We start from the raw sequence: 17,810 nt of genomic DNA, 5'->3' as shown, positions 1-17,810 counted from the left end.
GTTGACGCGCTTATTCTTCTTCGGCAGCCCGCTTGAGCTCCAGCGCCCGGTCGTAGAGCGTGTTGCGGCTGGCTCCCGTGATTTCGGCGGCCAGTTTCACGGCCGTCCTGGTCGGTAACTCGGCCAGCAGCAGCTTGAGCACGCGCTCGGCCTCGCCCGACTCCTGTTGTACCGTCACAGGGTGCAGCACGATGGCGAACTCGCCCTTGACGCGCTGCGGCGAGGCCTGCAGCCAGGCTGCCAGCTCGTGGGCCGGCATGCTGGCGATGTCTTCAAACTGTTTGGTGATCTCGCGCGCGAGCGTGACGCGACGCTCGCCCAGCAGGGCCAGGGCCTGGGCCAGCTCGATGATGCGATGCGGCGCCTCCAGCAGCACGGTGCAACGCGGCTGGTCAGCCAGCTTCTGCACGGCAGCCAGCCGTTCGGCATTCTTGGTGGGCAGGAAGCCGGCAAACACAAAACCGCTTTCGCCCTGTGGCGGCGTGACGGCACCGGCCACGCTGATGGCCGATGTCACACTGCTGGCTCCGGGTAGAGGAATGCTGCGCAGACCAACGGCCTGCAGCGCCGCGCACAGGCGCGCGCCCGGGTCGCTGACGCCGGGCGTTCCTGCATCGCTGACATAGGCGATGCGCTGACCTTGCTGCAGGCGCTCGATCACCTGTTGTGCGGCTTCTGCCTCGTTGTGCTGATGCACGGCCAGCAGCTGGCTGCCGGGGCGGTCCAGCCCGTAGCTGCGCAGCATGCCCTGGGTGTGGCGCGTGTCTTCGCAGGCGATGCAGTCCACGATCTGCAGCACATGCAGCGAGCGCAGGCTGATGTCGGCCAGATTGCCGATCGGCGTCGCCACCACATACAGGGCTCCCTGCGGATAATGCTGGGAAGCGGCCGCGTCATGTGCGGCAGTCAGTGCAGAGGCGAAAGAGGTAGTCAATGGATTTCCTTGGAAAGCGGCCCAAGCCGGCGCAAAGCACAACCGCACGTGGGCAGCAGGCCGAGGATGCCGCGTTGGCCCATTTGCAGACGCGGGGCCTGAAGCTTGTCGAGCGCAATTATCGGACGCCGGGCCGTGGTGGCGGCGAAATCGATTTGATCCTGCGTGACCGCGACGGGTCTTTGGTGTTCGTCGAAGTCCGCAGCCGCAACACCGAGCGCTTCGGCGGTGCCGGCGGCAGCATCGGCCGCCTCAAGCAGCAGCGCATCGTGCTGGCCGCCAGATACTATCTGATGAGGCTTGCGGCAGCGCCGCCATGCCGCTTTGATGTGGTGCTGGTCGACAGCTCCGGGACCCAGATGCACATCGAGTGGCTCCAAGCGGCATTCGAGGCGCTTTAGTCGCCGCGTCATAGTTGTGCGCAACACTGATGCGCAAATAACGGTTTGCTACCAAAGAGATAACAGGTGGCGGGTATCATCGGGCCTCCATGCTAGAGCAACGAATTCAACAGCATTTCATCGACAGTGCCGACCTGAAGTACCAGGCCGCCCAGGCGCTGAGCCAACCTATTGCTTCCGCCGTACAGGCCATGCTGGCCTGCGTGACGGGCGGCGGCAAGGTGCTGGCCTGCGGTACGGGTGTTTCGGCCAGCGATGCCCAGTTATTTGCCTCCCTGTGCGTGACAGGGTTCGAGCGCGATCGTCCCGAGCTGGCGGCCGTGGCCCTGACTTCCGATGGCGGCCTGCTGGGCAGCGTGGGAGCCACGGGCTCGGGCGGCAATGCCAGCCAGTATCTGGCGCGTCAGGTGCGGGCGCTGGGGCAGCCCGGCGACCTGCTGCTGCTTATGTCGGTGACCGGCAACGACACGGCCGTGCTGGAGGCCCTGGAAGCCGCCCACGAGCGCGACATGATGGCCGTGGTGTTGACAGGCCGCACCGGCGGCAATCTGGCCACCGCCGTGCGCGAGACCGATGTGCTGATCTGCGTTCCCCACGACCGTGCGGCGCGTGTGCGCGAAACCCATACCTTGATCCTGCACTGTCTGGCCGATGGTGTGGACTCTCAACTGCTTGGTGACCAGGAGATGCCTTTATGAAGTTGAAGTGGACCCGTGTTGCATGTGCGGCCCTGACCGTCGCCGCTCTGGGCGGTGCCTTGAGCGGTTGCGTGGCTCTGGTGGGTGGCGGTGCCGCTGTGGCCGGCATGTCGGCGGTGGACAGGCGCACCACCGGCACTCAGGTTGAGGACCAGGGCATAGAGCTGCGTGCAGGCAATCGCATCAGCGAGGTGATGGGCGACAAGGCCCGCGTCAGCGCCACCAGCTACAACCGTGTAGTGCTGCTGACCGGCCAGGCAGGCAATGCGACGGACAAGGCGACCATCGAGAAGCTGGTGCGCGAACAATCCACGGTACGCCAGGTCTATAACGAGATCGAGGTCGCGCCTTTCACGGCCACTCTGGGTCAGCGCTCCCAGGATTCTCTGATCACGACCAAGGTCAAGGCCAGTCTGGTCAACGCCAAGGACATTTCATCCTCGGCCATCAAGGTCGTGACCGAGAACAACGTGGTCTATCTGATGGGCATAGTCACGCCGCGCGAATCCAAGCGGGCTGCCGAGATTGCCCGTGGCGTCAACGATGTAAGCAAGGTTGTGCGCCTGTTCGAGGTCATCTCCGAAGATGAACTGGCTGCAGCAACATCCAAGGCCGCCCCTGTGGTCGAGGATCGCTCCAGCATGAACTGAGGCGAACTGACGGTCAAAAAAGCCGGACTCGAGTCCGGCTTTTTTCATGGCGCAGCGGCTCAGCGCAAGCGCTGGATCAGGCTGGAGGTATCCCAGCGATTGCCACCCATGGCCTGTACATCGGCATAGAACTGGTCCACCAGCGCGGTGACGGGAAGGCGTGCGCCATTGCGCTGGGCCTCGGCCAGCACCAGCCCCAGATCCTTGCGCATCCAGTCCACGGCAAAGCCGAAGTCGAACTTGCCCACGGCCATGGTCTTGCCGCGATTGTCCATCTGCCAGCTCTGGGCGGCCCCCTTGCCGATCACATCGAGGACCTTCTCCACATCCAGTTCGGCACGCAGGCCAAAGGCAATGGCTTCGGACAGTCCCTGGACCAGGCCCGCAATGCAGATCTGATTGACCATCTTGGTCAGCTGCCCGTTGCCGCATGCTCCCATATAGGTAAAGGCGCGCGAGAAGGCGTCAGCCACCGGGGCAACCTGGTCAAATACATCCTGATCGCCGCCGCACATGACGGTGAGCTGGCCGTTGACTGCTCCGGCCTGGCCGCCCGATACCGGGGCATCGATAAAGTGCAGGCCGCGTTTGCGTGCTTCGGCATACAGCTCGCGTGCCACCTGGGCCGAGGCCGTGGTGTGATCGACAAAGACGGCGCCAGGCTCCATGCCCGCAAAGGCGCCGTCGTCGCCCAGCACAATGGAGCGCAGGTCGTCATCGTTGCCCACGCAGGAGAAGACCATGCGTGCGCCCTTGACGGCTTCACGGGGCGTGGTCGCATGGCTGCCGCCGGGGAATTCCTCGGTCCAGGCCTCGGCCTTGGCCGCCGTGCGGTTGTAGACCGTGACCTGATGGCCCGCCGCAGCCAGGTGCCCGGCCATGGAATAGCCCATGACACCCAGGCCCAGAAAGGCCACAGGAGTGGAAGCGCAAGCAGCGTAGCTGCGGGAGGCGATGGTGGCTGTGCTCATGGAATCCTCTAAGACTTGGTGCGGAACAGTTCGATCATGGTAGCGCCGGAGTGCATGGCTCCGGTGGCGACGCATGGTAGCGGCTGCTTTCAAGAGCCTGGGTGGCACCGCATCCCTGCGGTGTCCCGGGGCAGGGCGTATCAGCGCCTTTGAGGGCTTAAACGATAGTCAGATGCTCGGTGCCGGCCGCCAGGTCCAGAGTCCGGGCACGCTGGCTGTTGAGCTTGATCTGCAGACGCAGGTCGTTGACCGAGTCTGCATTGCGCAGCGCATCTTCGTAGGTGATGAGATTGGATTCGAACAGGTCGAACAGCGCCTGGTCAAAGGTCTGCATGCCGATATTGCGGCTTTTCTTCATGATCTCCTTGATCTCGACGACCTCGCCCTTGAAGATCAGGTCGGCGATCAGCGGCGAGTTGAGCATCACCTCGATGGCGGCTACACGGCCCTTGCTGTCCTGCTTGGGGATCAGGCGCTGGGAAATGATGGCCCGCAGATTCAGCGACACATCCATCAGCAGCTGAGGACGGCGCTCTTCGGGGAAGAAGTTGACGATGCGATCCAGCGCCTGGTTGGCACTGTTGGCGTGCAGCGTGGCCAGGCAAAGGTGGCCGGTTTCAGAGAACGCAATCGCGTGCTCCATGGTTTCGCGGTCACGGATTTCGCCCATCAGAATCACATCGGGCGCCTGGCGCAGCGTGTTCTTGAGCGCGGCCTCCCAGCTTTCCGTATCCAGCCCCACCTCGCGTTGCGTGACCACGCAGTTCTTGTGCGGATGCACGAATTCCACCGGGTCTTCCACCGTGATGATGTGGCCGAAGGAGTTCTCGTTGCGCCAGTCCACCATGGCGGCCAGCGTGGTGGACTTGCCCGAGCCCGTCGCGCCCACCAGGATGCACAGGCCGCGCTTGGTCATGGTCACTTCCTTGAGCACCTGTGGGACGCCCAGGCCGTCAATCGTGGGCAGGGTGGTGGGAATGGTACGCAGCACCATGCCGACCTTGCCCTGCTGCATGAAGGCATTGACACGGAAGCGCCCCACGCCTGCCGGCGAGATGGCGAAGTTGCACTCCTTGGTGTGCTCGAAGTCCGCCACCTGCCTGTCGTTCATGATGGAACGCGCCAGGGCCAGCGTATGCAGCTGGCTCAGCGGCTGGGGCGAGACCTTGGTGACCTTGCCGTCAATCTTGATGGCTGGCGGAAACTCTGCAGTGATGAACAGGTCGCTGCCGTTGCGGCTGACCATGAGCTTGAGCAGATCGTTGATGAATTTACTGGCCTGATCGCGTTCCATGATCGTTCCTTGAGGCAGCGTCAAAATTGGCAGAGCCCAAGTGAGAGACGCCGAGCAAGAGCCGCCTCGCGGCGAGGGCGTCGTCCCCCTGGGGGGAAGCGGCAAAGCCGCTCAGGGGGGAGGCATCATCCCGGAAAATTCTCGGGAATCTTCGCCTTGCTGCGCGCTTCGGCCGGGCTGATGAGGTTGCGGCGCACCAGATCGGTCAGGTTCTGGTCCAGGGTCTGCATGCCCATGTTCTGGCTGGTCTGGATGGTGGAGTACATCTGTGCCACCTTGGCCTCGCGGATCAGATTGCGGATGGCGGGCGTGCCCAGCATGATCTCGTGTGCGGCCACACGGCCCTGACCGTCCTTGGTCTTGCACAGCGTCTGCGAGATCACGGCCTGCAGTGACTCGGAGAGCATGGCGCGCACCATTTCCTTTTCCTCGGCCGGGAACACGTCGATGATACGGTCGATGGTCTTGGCCGCCGACGAGGTGTGCAGCGTGCCGAACACCAGGTGACCGGTTTCGGCCGCCGTCATGGCCAGGCGGATGGTTTCCAGGTCCCGCATTTCGCCGACCAGAATCGCGTCCGGATCTTCACGCAGCGCGGATTTCAGCGCTGCCGCGAACGACAGCGTCATGGGGCCGACTTCGCGCTGGTTGATCAGGCATTTCTTGGACTCGTGCACGAATTCGATGGGATCTTCCACCGTCAGGATGTGGCCGTACTCGGTCTCGTTGAGGTAGTTGACCATGGCCGCCAGCGTGGTGGACTTGCCCGAGCCCGTGGGGCCGGTCACCAGCACCAGGCCGCGCGGCTTCAGGGCCAGGTCGGAGAAGATCTTGGGGGCGTTGAGCTGTTCCAGCGTCAGGATCTTGCTGGGAATGGTACGGAACACGGCCGCCGCGCCGCGGTTCTGGTTGAAGGCATTGACACGAAAACGGGCCAGGCCTTCAATCTCGAACGAAAAGTCCACTTCCAGAAACTCTTCGTACTGCTTGCGCTGGGCATCGCTCATGATGTCGTAGACCATGGCGTGCACGGTCTTGTGGTCCAGCGGATCGATGTTGATGCGACGCACATCGCCGTGGACGCGAATCATGGGGGGCAGGCCTGCCGACAAATGCAAGTCCGAAGCCTTGTTCTTGACACTGAATGCCAGCAATTGCGTGATATCCACGGAGATCCCTCTCTGGTTTGATACTCTGGCGCCAATTATGACGACGATTGAAAACAATCTGGGGCAGATTCATGCCCGCATCGCAGCCGCTTGCGCCAGTGCAAGCCGGCCCGTGACATCGGTGCAACTGCTGGCCGTCTCCAAGACATTTGGCGCGGATGCGGTGCGCGAGGCGGTGCTGGCCGGCCAGCGCAGCTTTGGCGAGAACTATATCCAGGAGGCCGTGGAGAAGATCGCCGCAGTGCGCGCCATGCAGCTGGCGGGCGGCGAGGCGCTGCAATGGCATTGCATAGGCCCCATCCAGAGCAACAAGACGCGGCTGGTGGCCGAGAATTTCGACTGGGCCCAGACCGTGGACCGGCTCAAGATCGCCGAGCGCCTTTCGGCCCAGCGCCCCCTGGGCATGGCACGGCTCAATGTCTGCATCCAGGTCAATGTGGATGGCGGCGCCACCAAGTCCGGCGTCGTGGCCGAGCATGCCCTGGAGCTGGCCGAAGCCATGGTGAAACTGCCCAATCTGCAGCTGCGCGGCATCATGAGCATTCCCGACGATACTCCTGATTTCGAAGCGCAATGCGCAGTCCATAAAAGGGCTGCATCGATTTTTGATGCCATAAAGTGCAGCGGACTCGCGGGGCTGGAGCATTTCGACACGCTGTCCATGGGCATGACCGGCGATCTGGAAGCCGCCGTGGCGGCTGGCAGCACCATGGTGCGGGTGGGCAGCGGGATATTTGGAAGGCGTACCTACGGTACGCCCACCCCCTGAGCCGCGTAGCGGCTTCCCCCTCTCTCTTCGGGAGGGAGGACGACAGCCTCGCTGCGAGGCGGCTCTTGCTCGCTGTCTCTGGCTTGGTGCGCGCCGGTTTCAAGCTTCAGTTGCTGTGTTGCAGTCTTTTGCTCAAGGTCGCTTCATCTGGCATTCGGTCGGTAGGTCAAGCTGCTGGGCGGAATAGACAGCGTCGGTTCTGAAACCGTAGTTCGTGCCTTCCCAACCGGTTTTGACCAGCTTGCCATCCACGGGGGCGATGGTATTGACGACCTGGGGCAGCAGCAACTGGTGGTCCTTGCCGCGCATCCTGACGGGGCCGAAGATGGTGTCCATCGGCATGTCTTCGAGGGCCTTGGCAATTTTCACAGGCTCGGTGGACTGGGCCTTGGCCATGGCAGCTGCCAGCATGCGCGGCACCAGGTCCATGCGCGGGGCCAGAAAGTCCTGGCTCATCCTGGTCTTGTACTCCCTGGCCCGGGCGTCGGCCTGGGCACGGTCGGCCATGCCGGGGTGCCATTCCGCGACCCAGGTCACCTGGCCGATCCTGGCCTGGGAAATGGAGGTCACGGTGCCCGGAAAGCCGCCTGCGCTGTGGTTGAAGTAGCGCAGGTCGTAGCCCGAATCTCCGGCGGACTTGAGCAGCAGGGCCAGATCCTGGCCCCAGTTGCCGGTGATGACTGAATCGGTTCCGGCTTCCTTGATCTTGGCCACATAGGGCGCAAAGTCCTTGATGCGACCCATGGGGTGCAGGGTCTCGCCCACGAACTGTACGTCTGGTCTTGCCTTGCCGACCATGCTGCGACCGAAGCTGGCCCATTGCTTGCCGTGGGCGTAGTCCTGGTTGAGCAGAAAGACCTTGCGGATCTCGGGCTGGGTCCTGATGTAGTTGGCAATGGCCTGCATGCGCATGGCCGTGTTGGCATCGAACATGAAATGCCAGAAGCTGCAGGACTTGCCGGTCAGCTCGGGATCGATGGAGCTGTGGTTGAGTATCAGCACCTCCTTGCCCGGATTGCGCTGGTTGTAGCGCGCTGCCGCCTGCACCAGCGCCGTGACCACCGATGAGCCCGAGCCCCCCGTCACCACCACGCGTGCACCCTGGTCGATGGCGGCCTGCAGCGCGCTCTGGCTTTCCTGGGCCGAGAGCTTGCTGTCGAACTGCAGCAGCTGGAACCTGGCGCCGTTGTAGAGGCCGCCCTTGGCATTCACATCATCGACGGCATAGAGCACATGGTTGCGCATGACTTCGCCCACATTGGCGAAGGGGCCGGAGAGCGGGTCGATGAACGCGATCTTGAACGGCTCTGCCGTCTGGGCGCATACGGTGCCGGCACACAAGCTGGCAGCCAGCGCAAGGGCTGGGAAGCGAATGGACATGGTCTTGTCTCCAGGGAGTTGGAATGGCGCCTTTGCCTGCGGGGCACTCAGCTGGCGCTGGGGCTGGTGGAGGAAGCGCTCTTGCGGCGCCTGGGGGGCGAAGGGTTCTGTGGTGCCGGCGCCGGCGCGGCCCTGGTCGCGCGTTTGCGAGCAGGAGCCGCGGCAGTGCGCAGGCCCAGCACCCGCGAGGCCAGGTCGGTGAGCTCGACCACCATCTCGGCCGGGCCCAGCTTGCCGCCAGGCTGATACCAGTTGTAGAGGAAGCCGGGCAGGCTGCAGGCTGCCTGGGCGGTGATGCGGGTGTCGCGGAAATCGAAATGCCCGCTGGCGCGGCCTTCGTCGAGCAGGGCGCAGAACTGCTTGTAGAACTGCTGGGCCACATTGCGCGAAGCCTTGAGATAGGCGGGGCTGAACGCCTGCGGTTCGCGGTAGGGGAAGAAGCCCGCAGGGTAGTGCGCAATGGTGGCGGCGATCAGTCGCTGCAGGCCGTCGATGGCTTTTTCATGGGCGGGCCTCGGGTCGTCGGCCGCAAAGTCCAGCACCGTGAAGCAGGCCTCGGTCGGCGCCCAGCACAGGGTCTCGAAGATCTCCTGCTTGTTGCGAAAGTAGTAGTAGACAAAGGGCTTGGTCACGCCCAGCGCCTGCACGATCTGCTCGATGGTGGTGTTGGCATAGCCATAGCGGTCGAACAGGGCTTCGGCAGCCTTGAGAATGCGCTCGCGCTTCTCGTCGGAGCCGGCAGTGGGCAGGCGCTGGCGACCGCGCGGCGCCACGGGCGCAGCCGGCTTTTTTTCGGTCTTTCTGGACGTGGCGGGCATGAGGGTTTGCGTGTGTCGCATTCGTTATACCAATGGGTAGCATTGTTCTACCGACAGGTATACATTGACAAGACGCCGAGCAGCTGATTGCCCTAAGGCAATCCCTGAGAAAGCTCTAAGAACGTCGACACGTTCTTAAGTGGCGCCGTTGCCCGGTCTTCACGAGACACCCAGGAGACAACCATGGCTGAATCCGAGATCCTCATACCCCTGCATGAGGCCTTGCGCCGCAACGCGCGCCGGCATCCCGAGCGCGATGCCTATATCTGGTACGGACAGCACATCAGCTGGCGCCAGGTGGATGAGGCCAGCGATGCCGTGGCCGCGCATCTGCAGCAACTGGGCGTGAAGCAGGGCGAGCCCGTCGCCCTGTTCATGAACAACTGTCCGCAGTACATCGTCGCGCATTACGCGGTGCAGAAGATCGGCGCCATCGTCTGCCCCTGCGGGCCGCTGAACAAGGAGCATGAACTCGAATATCAGCTCAACGATCTGCAGGCCAGGGTCATCATCGCAGCCGATGTGCTGCTGCCCGTGGTCGACAAGGTGCGCGGCAGCACCGCGCTGCTGCATGTGCTGGCCGTGCGCTACGGCGACTGGCTGCCCGCCAGAGCCACGCTGCCCCTGCCTGCCGAACTGCAGGCCCCCGTGCAGCCGCTGCCTGCCGATGTGACGTCGTTCTGGGATCTCATGCACAGCGGTGCCAGGCCTTCCCATGTCGAGGTGGACATGGACGAGGTGGCGCTGATGACCTATACCTCGGGCACCACGGGCCTGCCCAAGGGCGCCATGCTGAGCTTTGGCGCGGCCGCCTACAAGACCGCCGGCGCGTCCCGGGTGACCGGGGTCAGCGCCGAGGATGTCCTGCTGGCTGTGGCCCCGCTCTATCACATCGCCGGCATGTCCATGGGCGTGAACATGCCCGTGCATTCGGGGGCGCCCTGCGTGCTGCTGCATCGCTTCGATCCGCTGGCCGTGGCGCAGGCGCTGGAGCGGTACCGCGTCAGCTGGTGGTACAGCATTGCACCCATGAATGTGGCGCTGATGCAGGTGCCCGGCGTGGAGAAGATGGACTTCAGCGCACTGCGCCGCAACACCGTCACCAGCTTCGGCATCACCTATACCGAGGATCTGGCGCAGCAATGGCGCCGGTTCGCACCCAATGCCATCTCCAGCGAGGCGGCCTACGGCCTGTCCGAAACCCACACCATGGATACCTTCATGCCCGGCGATGCCATCCGCTGGGGCACCCATGGCAAGCCCGCGCCGGGCAACGAGATCCGGGTGATAGATCCGGAGACCGGCGCGCCGCTGGCAGCAGGCGAGGTGGGCGAGATCATCATTCGCGGCCCGGGCAATTTCAAGGGTTACTGGAACAAGCCCGAGGCCACGGCCAGGACGCTCAAGAATGGCTGGGTGCATACCGGCGACATGGGCAAGTTCGATGCCGACGGCTATCTGACCTTCATCGGCCGCTTCAAGGAAATGATCAAGGTCTCGGGCTACAGCGTGTTCCCCGAGGAGGTGGAGACCATTTTGATCAAGCATCCGGCCATCGCCCAGGCGGCCGTGATCGGCGTTGCCGACGCCCAGAAAGGCGAGGTCGTGCGCGCCTTCATCGTGCGCAAGCCGGGGCAAAGCCTGGAGGCGGACGGGCTGCTGGCCTGGAGCAAGGAAAACATGGCCAGCTACAAGGCCCCGCGCGAGGTGCGCTTCATCGATGCCTTGCCGGCCACAGGTGCAGGGAAGGTATTGCGCAGATTGCTCAGAGACATTCCCTGAATCTTTGCGCCAAAAGTGGGTGAAACCCTTGGTTGGTGAGTGCCAGAAGCTATTCAAACGAGAGTCCTATGTTCAAGAAAGTCCTGATCGCCAACCGCGGTGAAATCGCCCTGCGCATCATCCGAGCGCTGCAGGAGCTGGGCATTGCCAGCCTGGCGGTGTACGCCGCCGATGATGCACAGGCCCCGCATGTGCAGGCCGCAGACGAGGCGCAGGCACTGGGAGCCAGCGGCCCGGCAGCCTATCTCGATGGCGCACATCTGCTGCGTATCGCGCAGCAGCATGGCTGTGACGCGCTGCACCCGGGCTATGGCTTTCTCAGCGAGAACGCGGACTTTGCGCGCGCCTGTGCGTCAGCCGGGCTGCGGTTTATCGGCCCGACGCCCGAGCAGCTGGCGCTGCTTGGCGACAAGGCCAGAGCCCGTGCGCTGGCGCAGCAATGCGGCGTGCCCCTGATGCCCGGCAGCACCGAGGCCGTGACGCTGGAGCAGGCCCAGCAGTTTTTTGCGCGCCAGCAGGCCGGCGGTGCCAGCGGCATCATGATCAAGGCCATCGGCGGCGGCGGCGGGCGCGGCATGCGTGCGGTCACCGGGGCCGACGAGGTGGCGGCTGCCTACCAGCGCTGCCGCAGCGAGGCGCAGGCAGCCTTCGGCGTGGACGGTGTCTATGTCGAGCGGCTGATGAGCGGGGCGCGCCATATCGAGATTCAGGTGCTGGGCGACGGCAGCGAATGGCCCATGGCGCTGGGCGAGCGCGAATGCACGCTGCAGCGGCGCTTCCAGAAGCTGGTGGAGATTGCGCCCAGCCCCAGCCTGACGCAGCCGCTGCGCGAGCGAATCACCGAGGATGCACTGCGCATGGCGGCCAGGCTGCGCTACGAAAGCCTGGGTACGTTCGAGTTTCTGGTCGATCTGCAGTCCGAGTCCCTGCCCTATGTCTTCATCGAGGCCAACCCGCGCCTGCAGGTGGAGCACACGATTACCGAAGAGGTCTTCGGCGTCGACCTGGTGCAGGCCCAGGTCCGCATTGCGGCCGGCGAGCATTTCGCCGATCTGGGCCTGAACGTGAATGCCCCGCCCCGGCCGCGCGGCTATGCCATGCAGTGGCGCATCAATGCCGAAACCCTGGATGCCCAGGGCCACTCCCACCCCGGCAGCGGCCGCATTGCCGAGCTGCATTGGCCGCAAGGGCCGGGCATACGCCTGGACAGCCATGCGCAGCAGGGTGCCAGTCCGTCGCCCCACTACGACACCTTGCTGGCCAAGCTCGTCGTGCACAGCCACGCGCCGCGTTTCGAAGATGTGCTGCGCCGCTCCCGGCGCGCGCTGGCCGACTGCCGCATCACGGGCTTTGCCACCAATCTGCCGCTGCTGCAGGCCCTGGCCCTGCGGCCCGAGATGCTGGAGCAGACGGTGCACACGCGCTGGCTGGAAGAGGTCCTGCCGCAGTTGGTGGAGGCTGCGGAAAAGATAGCTTCAAGCGCAAGTCATTCAAAGAATTCAGATGCCTTTACATCTGAAATCAATGTGCTTCAAGCGCAGCAAGCTCCTGAAAATGCTGTGCTGGCCCCCATGCCTGCCAGGGTCGTGCAATGGTCCGTGGCCGTGGGCGAGACGGTGGCCAAGGGCGCCGAGCTTGGCATTCTCGAAGCCATGAAGATGCAGCATGTGCTGCTGGCCCAGGCCGCAGGCAATGTCCTGCAACTGCTGGCAGAGCCCGGCAGCTATGTAGCGCAGGACCAGGCCTTGCTGGTGCTTGCGCCCGCACAGGGCGATGCGGCGCATGCCGAGGTGCAGGCGCAGCTGCAGGACCCTGACCACATCAGGGACGATCTGCAGCGCGTCAGGGACCGCCATGGCTTCACGCTCGATGCAGCGCGGCCCGATGCCATGGCCAGGCGCCATGCCCAGGGCAGCCGCAGTGCGCGCGAGAACATTGCCGATCTCTGCGATGAAGGCAGCTTCATCGAATACGGAGCGCTGGCGATTGCCGCGCAGACACGCCGCCGCAGCCTCGACGATCTGGTGTCCAACACGCCGGCCGACGGCATGGTCACTGGCATGGGCTCCATCAATGCCGCGCAGTTCGGCGCGCAGCGGTCGCGTGCCGTGGTCATGTCCTATGACGCCACGGTGCTGGCAGGCACCCAGGGTGCGCGCAATCACGCCAAGACCGACCGCATGCTGGGCATCGCGCTGCAGCAGAAGCTGCCCGTGGTGCTGTTTGCCGAAGGTGGCGGCGGCCGGCCCGGCGATACCGACACGCCCGTGGTCGCGGGTCTGCATGTGCATACCTTCGCGGCCTATGCGGCGCTCTCGGGTCAGGTGCCCGTGGTGGGCATCACCCATGGCCGCTGCTTCGCGGGCAATGCCGCGTTGCTGGGTTGCAGCGATGTGATCATCGCCACGCGCAGCAGCAATATCGGCATGGGCGGACCGGCCATGATCGAGGGTGGCGGCCTGGGCGTCTTCAAACCCGAGGAAGTCGGCCCCGCCAGCGTGCAGCATGCCAACGGCGTGATCGACATCCTGGTCGACGACGAGGCCCAGGCCGTGGCTGCAGCCAGGCACTATCTGTCCTTCTTCCAGGGCCGCATCGACCAATGGTCCGAGCCCGATCAGCGCCTGCTGCGCCAGGTCGTGCCCGAGAACCGTCTGCGCGCCTACGACACCCGCGCCGCCATGACCGGGCTGGTGGACGAGGGCAGCCTGCTGATGCTGAGAAGCGGCTTCGGCGTCGGCATCCACACGGCGCTGGCGCGCATCGAGGGTCGGCCCGTGGGGCTGATGGCCAACAACCCGGGGCATCTGGGCGGTGCCATCGATGCTGACGCGGCCGACAAGGCGGCGCGCTTCATGCAGCTGTGCAATGCCCACGGCATCGCCATCGTCAGCCTGGTCGACACGCCCGGCTTCATGGTGGGGCCCGAGATCGAGAAAACCGCCCAGGTGCGCCATGTCAGCCGGCTGTTCGTCATGGCGGCCAAGCTGCGCGTCCCATACTTCAGCGTGGTGCTGCGCAAAGGCTATGGCCTGGGCGCCATGGGCATGACGGCGGGCAGCTTTCATGCGCCCATCTTCAATGTGGCCTGGCCCACGGGCGAGTTCGGCGCCATGGGTCTGGAAGGGGCGGTGCGGCTGGGCTTTCGCAAGGAGCTCGAAGCTCTGCCCGAGGGAGCGCAGCGCGATTCTCTGTTCGAGAAACTGCTGGCCCAGCAATACGCACATGGCGAGGCCATGCACATGGCGGCCACGCTGGAAGTCGATGCCGTCATCGACCCCGCGGAGACCCGTGCCTGGCTGGTGCGTGGCCTGGCCGGGGCGCGCCTGCGCGAGGGTGAAAGCCGCTTTGTGGACACATGGTAAACGCTGATGAAGGTATCAAGGTTTCAGCATCTAATCAGCTTCAATCTCCGATATACAAAGCGCTTGAAGCTCATGTTTTTGATATGAACTCCATACGCAAAACCATATTCCGGCTCATGCTAAGCTGAAAGTCTTGCACCAGCGCCCCGGCCGCCCAGTGGCTGCTTCGGGGTGTTTTTGACTGCTCAGTATTTGCGATTGGAGATATCCCATGCCTGGACTTTTGCCCGACGTCGATCCCGATGGCCTGCTCGAATTCTCGGTGGTCTACACCGATAGGGCGCTCAACCACATGTCCAAGAAGTTCGTGGGTGTGATGCAGGACATCCTGGGCATGCTCAAGGACGTCTATCACGCCCACACGGCCGTGCTGATTCCCGGCAGCGGCACTTTCGGCATGGAGGCCGTGGCGCGCCAGTTCGCCAACCGCGAGCGGGTGCTGATCGTGCGCAACGGCTGGTTCAGCTACCGCTGGACGCAGATCTTCGATGCCGATGCGGGCCTGGGCGGCGGCTCCGTGGTCTGCAAGGCGCGCAAGCAGGGCGAGGGCAGCCAGGACCCCTGGGCGCCATGCCCGGCAGCCGATGTGGCCGAGACCATTCGCGTGGAGCGCCCCAAGGTGGTGTTTGCCCCACATGTGGAGACGGCCAGCGGCATCATGCTGCCCGATGAATACCTGCGCACCGTCGCCGACGCTGCGCACGAGGTCGGCGCGCTGTTCGTGCTCGATTGCGTGGCCTCGGGCGCCATGTGGGTCGATATGGAGAAAACCGGCGTGGACGTGCTGATCTCGGCACCGCAAAAGGGCTGGAGCAGCTCGCCTTGCTGCGCCATGGTCATGCTCTCGGCGCGCGCCCGCGAGGCCATAGAGCACACGCAAAGCTCCAGCTTCTCCTGCGACCTGAAGAAGTGGATGCAGATTGCCGAGGGCTACGAAAAAGGGCAGCACGCCTATCACACCACCATGCCCACGGATGCGTTGCTGCGCCTGCGCGACGTGATGCTGGAGACGCGCGAGTACGGCTTTGCCAAGGTGCGCGAAGAGCAGATGGAGCTGGGGCGCAAGGTGCGCGAGCTGCTGCAGTCGCGCGGCTTTCCCAGCGTGGCCGCCGAGGGCTACAAGGCTCCCGGCGTGGTCGTCAGCTACACCACCGACCCGGAAATCCAGAGCGGCCGTGCCTTCCTCAAGGTGGGCCTGCAGACCGCCTCGGGCGTGCCGCTGCAATGCGATGAAGGCCCGGACTTCAAGACTTTCCGCATCGGCCTGTTCGGCCTGGACAAATGGCATGACTCGGATCGCTCCGTGGCGCATCTGTCCAAGGCGCTGGACGATATCGGCATTGCCCGGACCTGAGGTGGTGCGGCTGGCCGTATGGCTGTCGTGACATTTTTTCGACCCGACTTCGTACTAAAGTCGGGTTTTGTTCATTCAGCGCATCCGATATGAAAAAAGCAATCTCCATGATCGGTCTTGTATGGGCCATGGGTGCTGGCGCAGTGGTTCATGCTGCGCCGGTCACCATCGCCAGCGGGCTGATCTATGAAAGCCTGGTGGAAGGCACGGGCCTCAGCCCCAAGGCGACGGACACCGTCAAGGTGCATTACCGCGGTTACTTTCCGGATACCGGCAAGGAGTTTGACAGCTCCTATGCACGCAAGCAGCCCATCGAATTCCCGCTCGATGGCGTGATCCCTTGCTGGACCGAGGGCGTGCAGAAGATGAAGGTCGGCGGCAAGGCCAAGTTCACCTGCCCGCCAGCCATTGCCTACGGCACACGCGGCGCGGGCCGTGCCGTTCCCCCCAATGCCACACTGAACTTTGATGTGGAGCTGCTGGGCATCCAGGGCCGCTGATCAAGGCCTGTCGATCTCCAGCCGCTTGGCCAGGCGCTGCAGATTGGCACGATCGAGCTGCAGCTCGCGCGCTGCGGCGGCCCAGCTGCCCTGGTGGCGGGCCAGGCTGGAGCTGACCAGCTGGCGTTCATAGGCGCTGACGGCGGCGCGCAGGCCGGCCTCGGGCGCCACCGCCAGTGTGGCCGGCTCCATGGACGCTGGGGCCTGTGCGGCGGCTGGCGCCTCGGCCCGCTCCCAGAGATCGGCCAGTCCCAGCGTCACGATGCGCAGCCTGGCGCCGGCGCGGCTGGCGCTGCCGTCATTGCGGCTCAGGGCCCTGAGCACGGCGCGGCTGATGCAGTGCTCGAGCTCGCGCACATTGCCGCTCCAGCTGCGATTGAGCAAGGCCGCCTGTGCGGCCGCATCCAGGCGCAGGCCACCGAGCCTGAGCCTGGAGCGGTTCTCCTCGAGGAAATAGCCCGCCAGCTGCAGCACGTCGCTGTCGCGCTCGCGCAGCGGCGGCACATTGAGCGGATAGACATTGAGGCGGTGATAGAAGTCCGCGCGCATGCGCCCTGCGCCGACTTCTGCAGCTAGGTCGCGGTTGGTGGCAGCGATCACGCGCACATCCACATGATGCTCCCGGTCGGAGCCGAGGCGTTGCAGCTGGCCGCTTTGAAGCACGCGCAGCAGCTTGGCCTGCACGGGCAGCGAGAGTTCGCCGACCTCGTCCAGGAACAGCGTTCCCTGATGCGCCTGCTCGAACTTGCCGCTGCGCTCGCTCAGCGCTCCGGTGAAGGCTCCGCGCACATGGCCGAACAGCTCGCTCTCGACCAGGTTGTCGGGCAGGGCCGCGCAGTTGATGCTGATCATGGGCTTGCCGGCACGTCCCGACTGCGCATGCACGGCCTGGGCCACCAGTTCCTTGCCGGTGCCAGTTTCGCCGGTGATGAGCACGCAAAGATCGCTGGCTGCGACCAGGGCAATGTCTTTCTGCAGCTGCCGCATGACGGGGCTTGCACCCTGCAGTCCGCGCTCCTGCGGCGCGGCCGCTCTGGCAGTGCCGCTGGCGCTGCGCGCGAGCTGGGACAGCTGGTGCACGCGCTCGGCCGTGGCCACGGTGGCTGCGGCCAGATTGCTGAAGGCCTGCAGCATGGCCAGCGCCGCGGGGTCGGCAAATCGGCCCGGCTCCAGTGCATCCAGTGTCAGCAGGCCCCAGGGCAGGCCGCCCAGCTGCAGCACGCAGCCCATGCAGTCATGCACATGCAGCTCGGTGATGGCCTGGCCTTTGTGCGCCACCAGCCCGTCATAGGGATCGGGCAGGGGGCTGTCGGGCTCGAAGCGCATGGCCTGGCCGGCCGCCAGCAACTGGGCAAAGCGTGGATGCTCGCCCAGGCGAAAGCGCCGGCCCAGCGTGTCCGGCATCAGGCCGTCGATCGCCATCGGGCGCAGCCATTCGCCTTCCAGCTTCAGCAGGGCGACGGCATCGGCGGGCAGCAGATTGCGCAGCGCGGCCAGCAGGCGGCGCAGGCGTTCGCGCTCGGGCAGGTCCTGGGCCAGATCGGCGATCAGCGGGCTGACAGCGTTGAGAATATGGGATGTTGTCATAACGACAGCGTTGGGTGTCAATAAGACATCAATTGAGCAATGTCATATTGACGCATATTTCTGCAAGCCATTGTTTTGCAGTGGTATTGAGGCTGGCACGCCGCTTGCACTGACTGGTACAAGCCTTGCAGCTGGCAA

The 17,810-nt window shown here is 64.5% G+C and carries 15 protein-coding genes; 8 read left to right on the top strand and 7 right to left on the bottom strand.

Translation table 11 applies throughout. The features are described from left to right. Positions 1-10: 10 nt before the first annotated feature. Positions 11-934: a 16S rRNA (cytidine(1402)-2'-O)-methyltransferase gene (gene rsmI / locus NOX35_RS24640; RefSeq protein ID WP_182284831.1), complete on the bottom strand. Its 924-nt coding sequence runs from the start codon at positions 932-934 to the stop codon at positions 11-13. Between rsmI and NOX35_RS24635 the strand changes: the two genes are divergently transcribed. The 3 genes from NOX35_RS24635 (at position 934) to NOX35_RS24625 (ending at position 2,683) form a co-directional block, all read left to right on the top strand. Next, positions 934-1,335, top strand: coding sequence for a YraN family protein (locus NOX35_RS24635; protein ID WP_182284830.1), 402 nt, complete (start codon positions 934-936; stop codon positions 1,333-1,335). The genes rsmI and NOX35_RS24635 overlap by 1 nt on opposite strands. A gap of 89 nt (positions 1,336-1,424) precedes the next feature. Then, on the top strand, positions 1,425-2,033 hold the full coding sequence (locus tag NOX35_RS24630) for an SIS domain-containing protein (RefSeq protein WP_003068456.1): 609 nt from the start codon (positions 1,425-1,427) through the stop codon (positions 2,031-2,033). Further along, positions 2,030-2,683, top strand: coding sequence for a BON domain-containing protein (locus tag NOX35_RS24625; protein ID WP_003068458.1), 654 nt, complete (start codon positions 2,030-2,032; stop codon positions 2,681-2,683). The genes NOX35_RS24630 and NOX35_RS24625 overlap by 4 nt, the downstream gene beginning before the upstream one ends. 59 nt (positions 2,684-2,742) lie before the next feature. Here the strand turns inward: NOX35_RS24625 and NOX35_RS24620 are convergent, their stop codons facing one another. The 3 genes from NOX35_RS24620 to NOX35_RS24610 all read right to left on the bottom strand — a co-directional run bounded on the left by NOX35_RS24620 (position 2,743) and on the right by NOX35_RS24610 (position 6,117). Continuing rightward, the gene (locus NOX35_RS24620) at positions 2,743-3,654 is read right to left on the bottom strand and encodes an NAD(P)-dependent oxidoreductase (RefSeq protein ID WP_182284829.1); all 912 of its coding nucleotides are present in this window, start codon (positions 3,652-3,654) and stop codon (positions 2,743-2,745) included. A 157-nt stretch (positions 3,655-3,811) separates the two neighbouring features. Next, positions 3,812-4,948 carry a PilT/PilU family type 4a pilus ATPase gene (locus tag NOX35_RS24615; protein ID WP_167003749.1) on the bottom strand — a complete coding sequence of 379 codons (1,137 nt, stop codon included), beginning with the start codon at positions 4,946-4,948 and terminating at the stop codon, positions 3,812-3,814. A gap of 125 nt (positions 4,949-5,073) precedes the next feature. Beyond that, positions 5,074-6,117, bottom strand: coding sequence for a type IV pilus twitching motility protein PilT (locus NOX35_RS24610; protein ID WP_003050584.1), 1,044 nt, complete (start codon positions 6,115-6,117; stop codon positions 5,074-5,076). Between the two features lie 37 nt (positions 6,118-6,154). Between NOX35_RS24610 and NOX35_RS24605 the strand changes: the two genes are divergently transcribed. Beyond that, positions 6,155-6,886 (top strand): YggS family pyridoxal phosphate-dependent enzyme, encoded by a 732-nt coding sequence (locus tag NOX35_RS24605; RefSeq protein WP_182284828.1) that lies wholly within the window; start codon positions 6,155-6,157, stop codon positions 6,884-6,886. A gap of 132 nt (positions 6,887-7,018) precedes the next feature. On the opposite strand, the gene NOX35_RS24600 is transcribed toward NOX35_RS24605, so the two are convergent. Next, complete coding sequence (locus tag NOX35_RS24600; protein WP_256495060.1) at positions 7,019-8,266, bottom strand: branched-chain amino acid ABC transporter substrate-binding protein; 1,248 nt, start codon at positions 8,264-8,266, stop codon at positions 7,019-7,021. A 47-nt stretch (positions 8,267-8,313) separates the two neighbouring features. Beyond that, positions 8,314-9,084 (bottom strand): TetR/AcrR family transcriptional regulator, encoded by a 771-nt coding sequence (locus NOX35_RS24595; protein WP_182284826.1) that lies wholly within the window; start codon positions 9,082-9,084, stop codon positions 8,314-8,316. A gap of 183 nt (positions 9,085-9,267) precedes the next feature. Here NOX35_RS24595 and NOX35_RS24590 point away from each other — a divergent pair, with 183 nt between their 5' ends. The 4 genes from NOX35_RS24590 (at position 9,268) to NOX35_RS24575 (ending at position 16,085) form a co-directional block, all read left to right on the top strand. Next, positions 9,268-10,866: an AMP-binding protein gene (locus tag NOX35_RS24590; RefSeq protein ID WP_182284825.1), complete on the top strand. Its 1,599-nt coding sequence runs from the start codon at positions 9,268-9,270 to the stop codon at positions 10,864-10,866. Positions 10,867-10,934: 68 nt separating this feature from the next. Further along, entirely contained in the window at positions 10,935-14,231 is a 3,297-nt protein-coding gene (locus NOX35_RS24585; protein WP_256495059.1) for a carboxyl transferase domain-containing protein, read from the top strand. 211 nt (positions 14,232-14,442) lie between these two features. Continuing rightward, on the top strand, positions 14,443-15,585 hold the full coding sequence (locus NOX35_RS24580; protein WP_182284823.1) for an aminotransferase class V-fold PLP-dependent enzyme: 1,143 nt from the start codon (positions 14,443-14,445) through the stop codon (positions 15,583-15,585). Positions 15,586-15,674: 89 nt separating this feature from the next. Continuing rightward, positions 15,675-16,085 (top strand): FKBP-type peptidyl-prolyl cis-trans isomerase, encoded by a 411-nt coding sequence (locus NOX35_RS24575; protein WP_256495057.1) that lies wholly within the window; start codon positions 15,675-15,677, stop codon positions 16,083-16,085. Here the strand turns inward: NOX35_RS24575 and norR are convergent, their stop codons facing one another. Next, positions 16,086-17,672, bottom strand: coding sequence for a nitric oxide reductase transcriptional regulator NorR (gene norR / locus NOX35_RS24570; RefSeq protein WP_182284821.1), 1,587 nt, complete (start codon positions 17,670-17,672; stop codon positions 16,086-16,088). Between the last annotated feature and the right edge of the window lie 138 nt (positions 17,673-17,810).

It is taken from the genome of Comamonas sp. C11, assembly GCF_024496285.1.
Taxonomy (GTDB): domain Bacteria; phylum Pseudomonadota; class Gammaproteobacteria; order Burkholderiales; family Burkholderiaceae_C; genus Comamonas; species Comamonas testosteroni_F.
The sequence above is the reverse complement of the archived record's forward strand: the minus strand, read 5'-3'. Positions and strand labels throughout refer to the sequence as shown.

Excerpts from the sequence above, each read along its gene's own strand:
- NOX35_RS24635 (WP_182284830.1), top strand. The coding sequence starts at position 934 with ATGGATTTCCTTGGAAAGCGGCCCAAGCCGGCGCAAAGCACAACCGCA.
- NOX35_RS24630 (WP_003068456.1), top strand. The coding sequence starts at position 1,425 with ATGCTAGAGCAACGAATTCAACAGCATTTCATCGACAGTGCCGACCTG.
- NOX35_RS24625 (WP_003068458.1), top strand. The coding sequence starts at position 2,030 with ATGAAGTTGAAGTGGACCCGTGTTGCATGTGCGGCCCTGACCGTCGCC.
- NOX35_RS24620 (WP_182284829.1), bottom strand. The coding sequence starts at position 3,654 with ATGAGCACAGCCACCATCGCCTCCCGCAGCTACGCTGCTTGCGCTTCC.
- NOX35_RS24615 (WP_167003749.1), bottom strand. The coding sequence starts at position 4,948 with ATGGAACGCGATCAGGCCAGTAAATTCATCAACGATCTGCTCAAGCTC.
- NOX35_RS24605 (WP_182284828.1), top strand. The coding sequence starts at position 6,155 with ATGACGACGATTGAAAACAATCTGGGGCAGATTCATGCCCGCATCGCA.
- NOX35_RS24600 (WP_256495060.1), bottom strand. The coding sequence starts at position 8,266 with ATGTCCATTCGCTTCCCAGCCCTTGCGCTGGCTGCCAGCTTGTGTGCC.
- NOX35_RS24595 (WP_182284826.1), bottom strand. The coding sequence starts at position 9,084 with ATGCCCGCCACGTCCAGAAAGACCGAAAAAAAGCCGGCTGCGCCCGTG.
- NOX35_RS24590 (WP_182284825.1), top strand. The coding sequence starts at position 9,268 with ATGGCTGAATCCGAGATCCTCATACCCCTGCATGAGGCCTTGCGCCGC.
- NOX35_RS24585 (WP_256495059.1), top strand. The coding sequence starts at position 10,935 with ATGTTCAAGAAAGTCCTGATCGCCAACCGCGGTGAAATCGCCCTGCGC.
- NOX35_RS24580 (WP_182284823.1), top strand. The coding sequence starts at position 14,443 with ATGCCTGGACTTTTGCCCGACGTCGATCCCGATGGCCTGCTCGAATTC.
- NOX35_RS24575 (WP_256495057.1), top strand. The coding sequence starts at position 15,675 with ATGAAAAAAGCAATCTCCATGATCGGTCTTGTATGGGCCATGGGTGCT.
- norR (WP_182284821.1), bottom strand. The coding sequence starts at position 17,672 with ATGACAACATCCCATATTCTCAACGCTGTCAGCCCGCTGATCGCCGAT.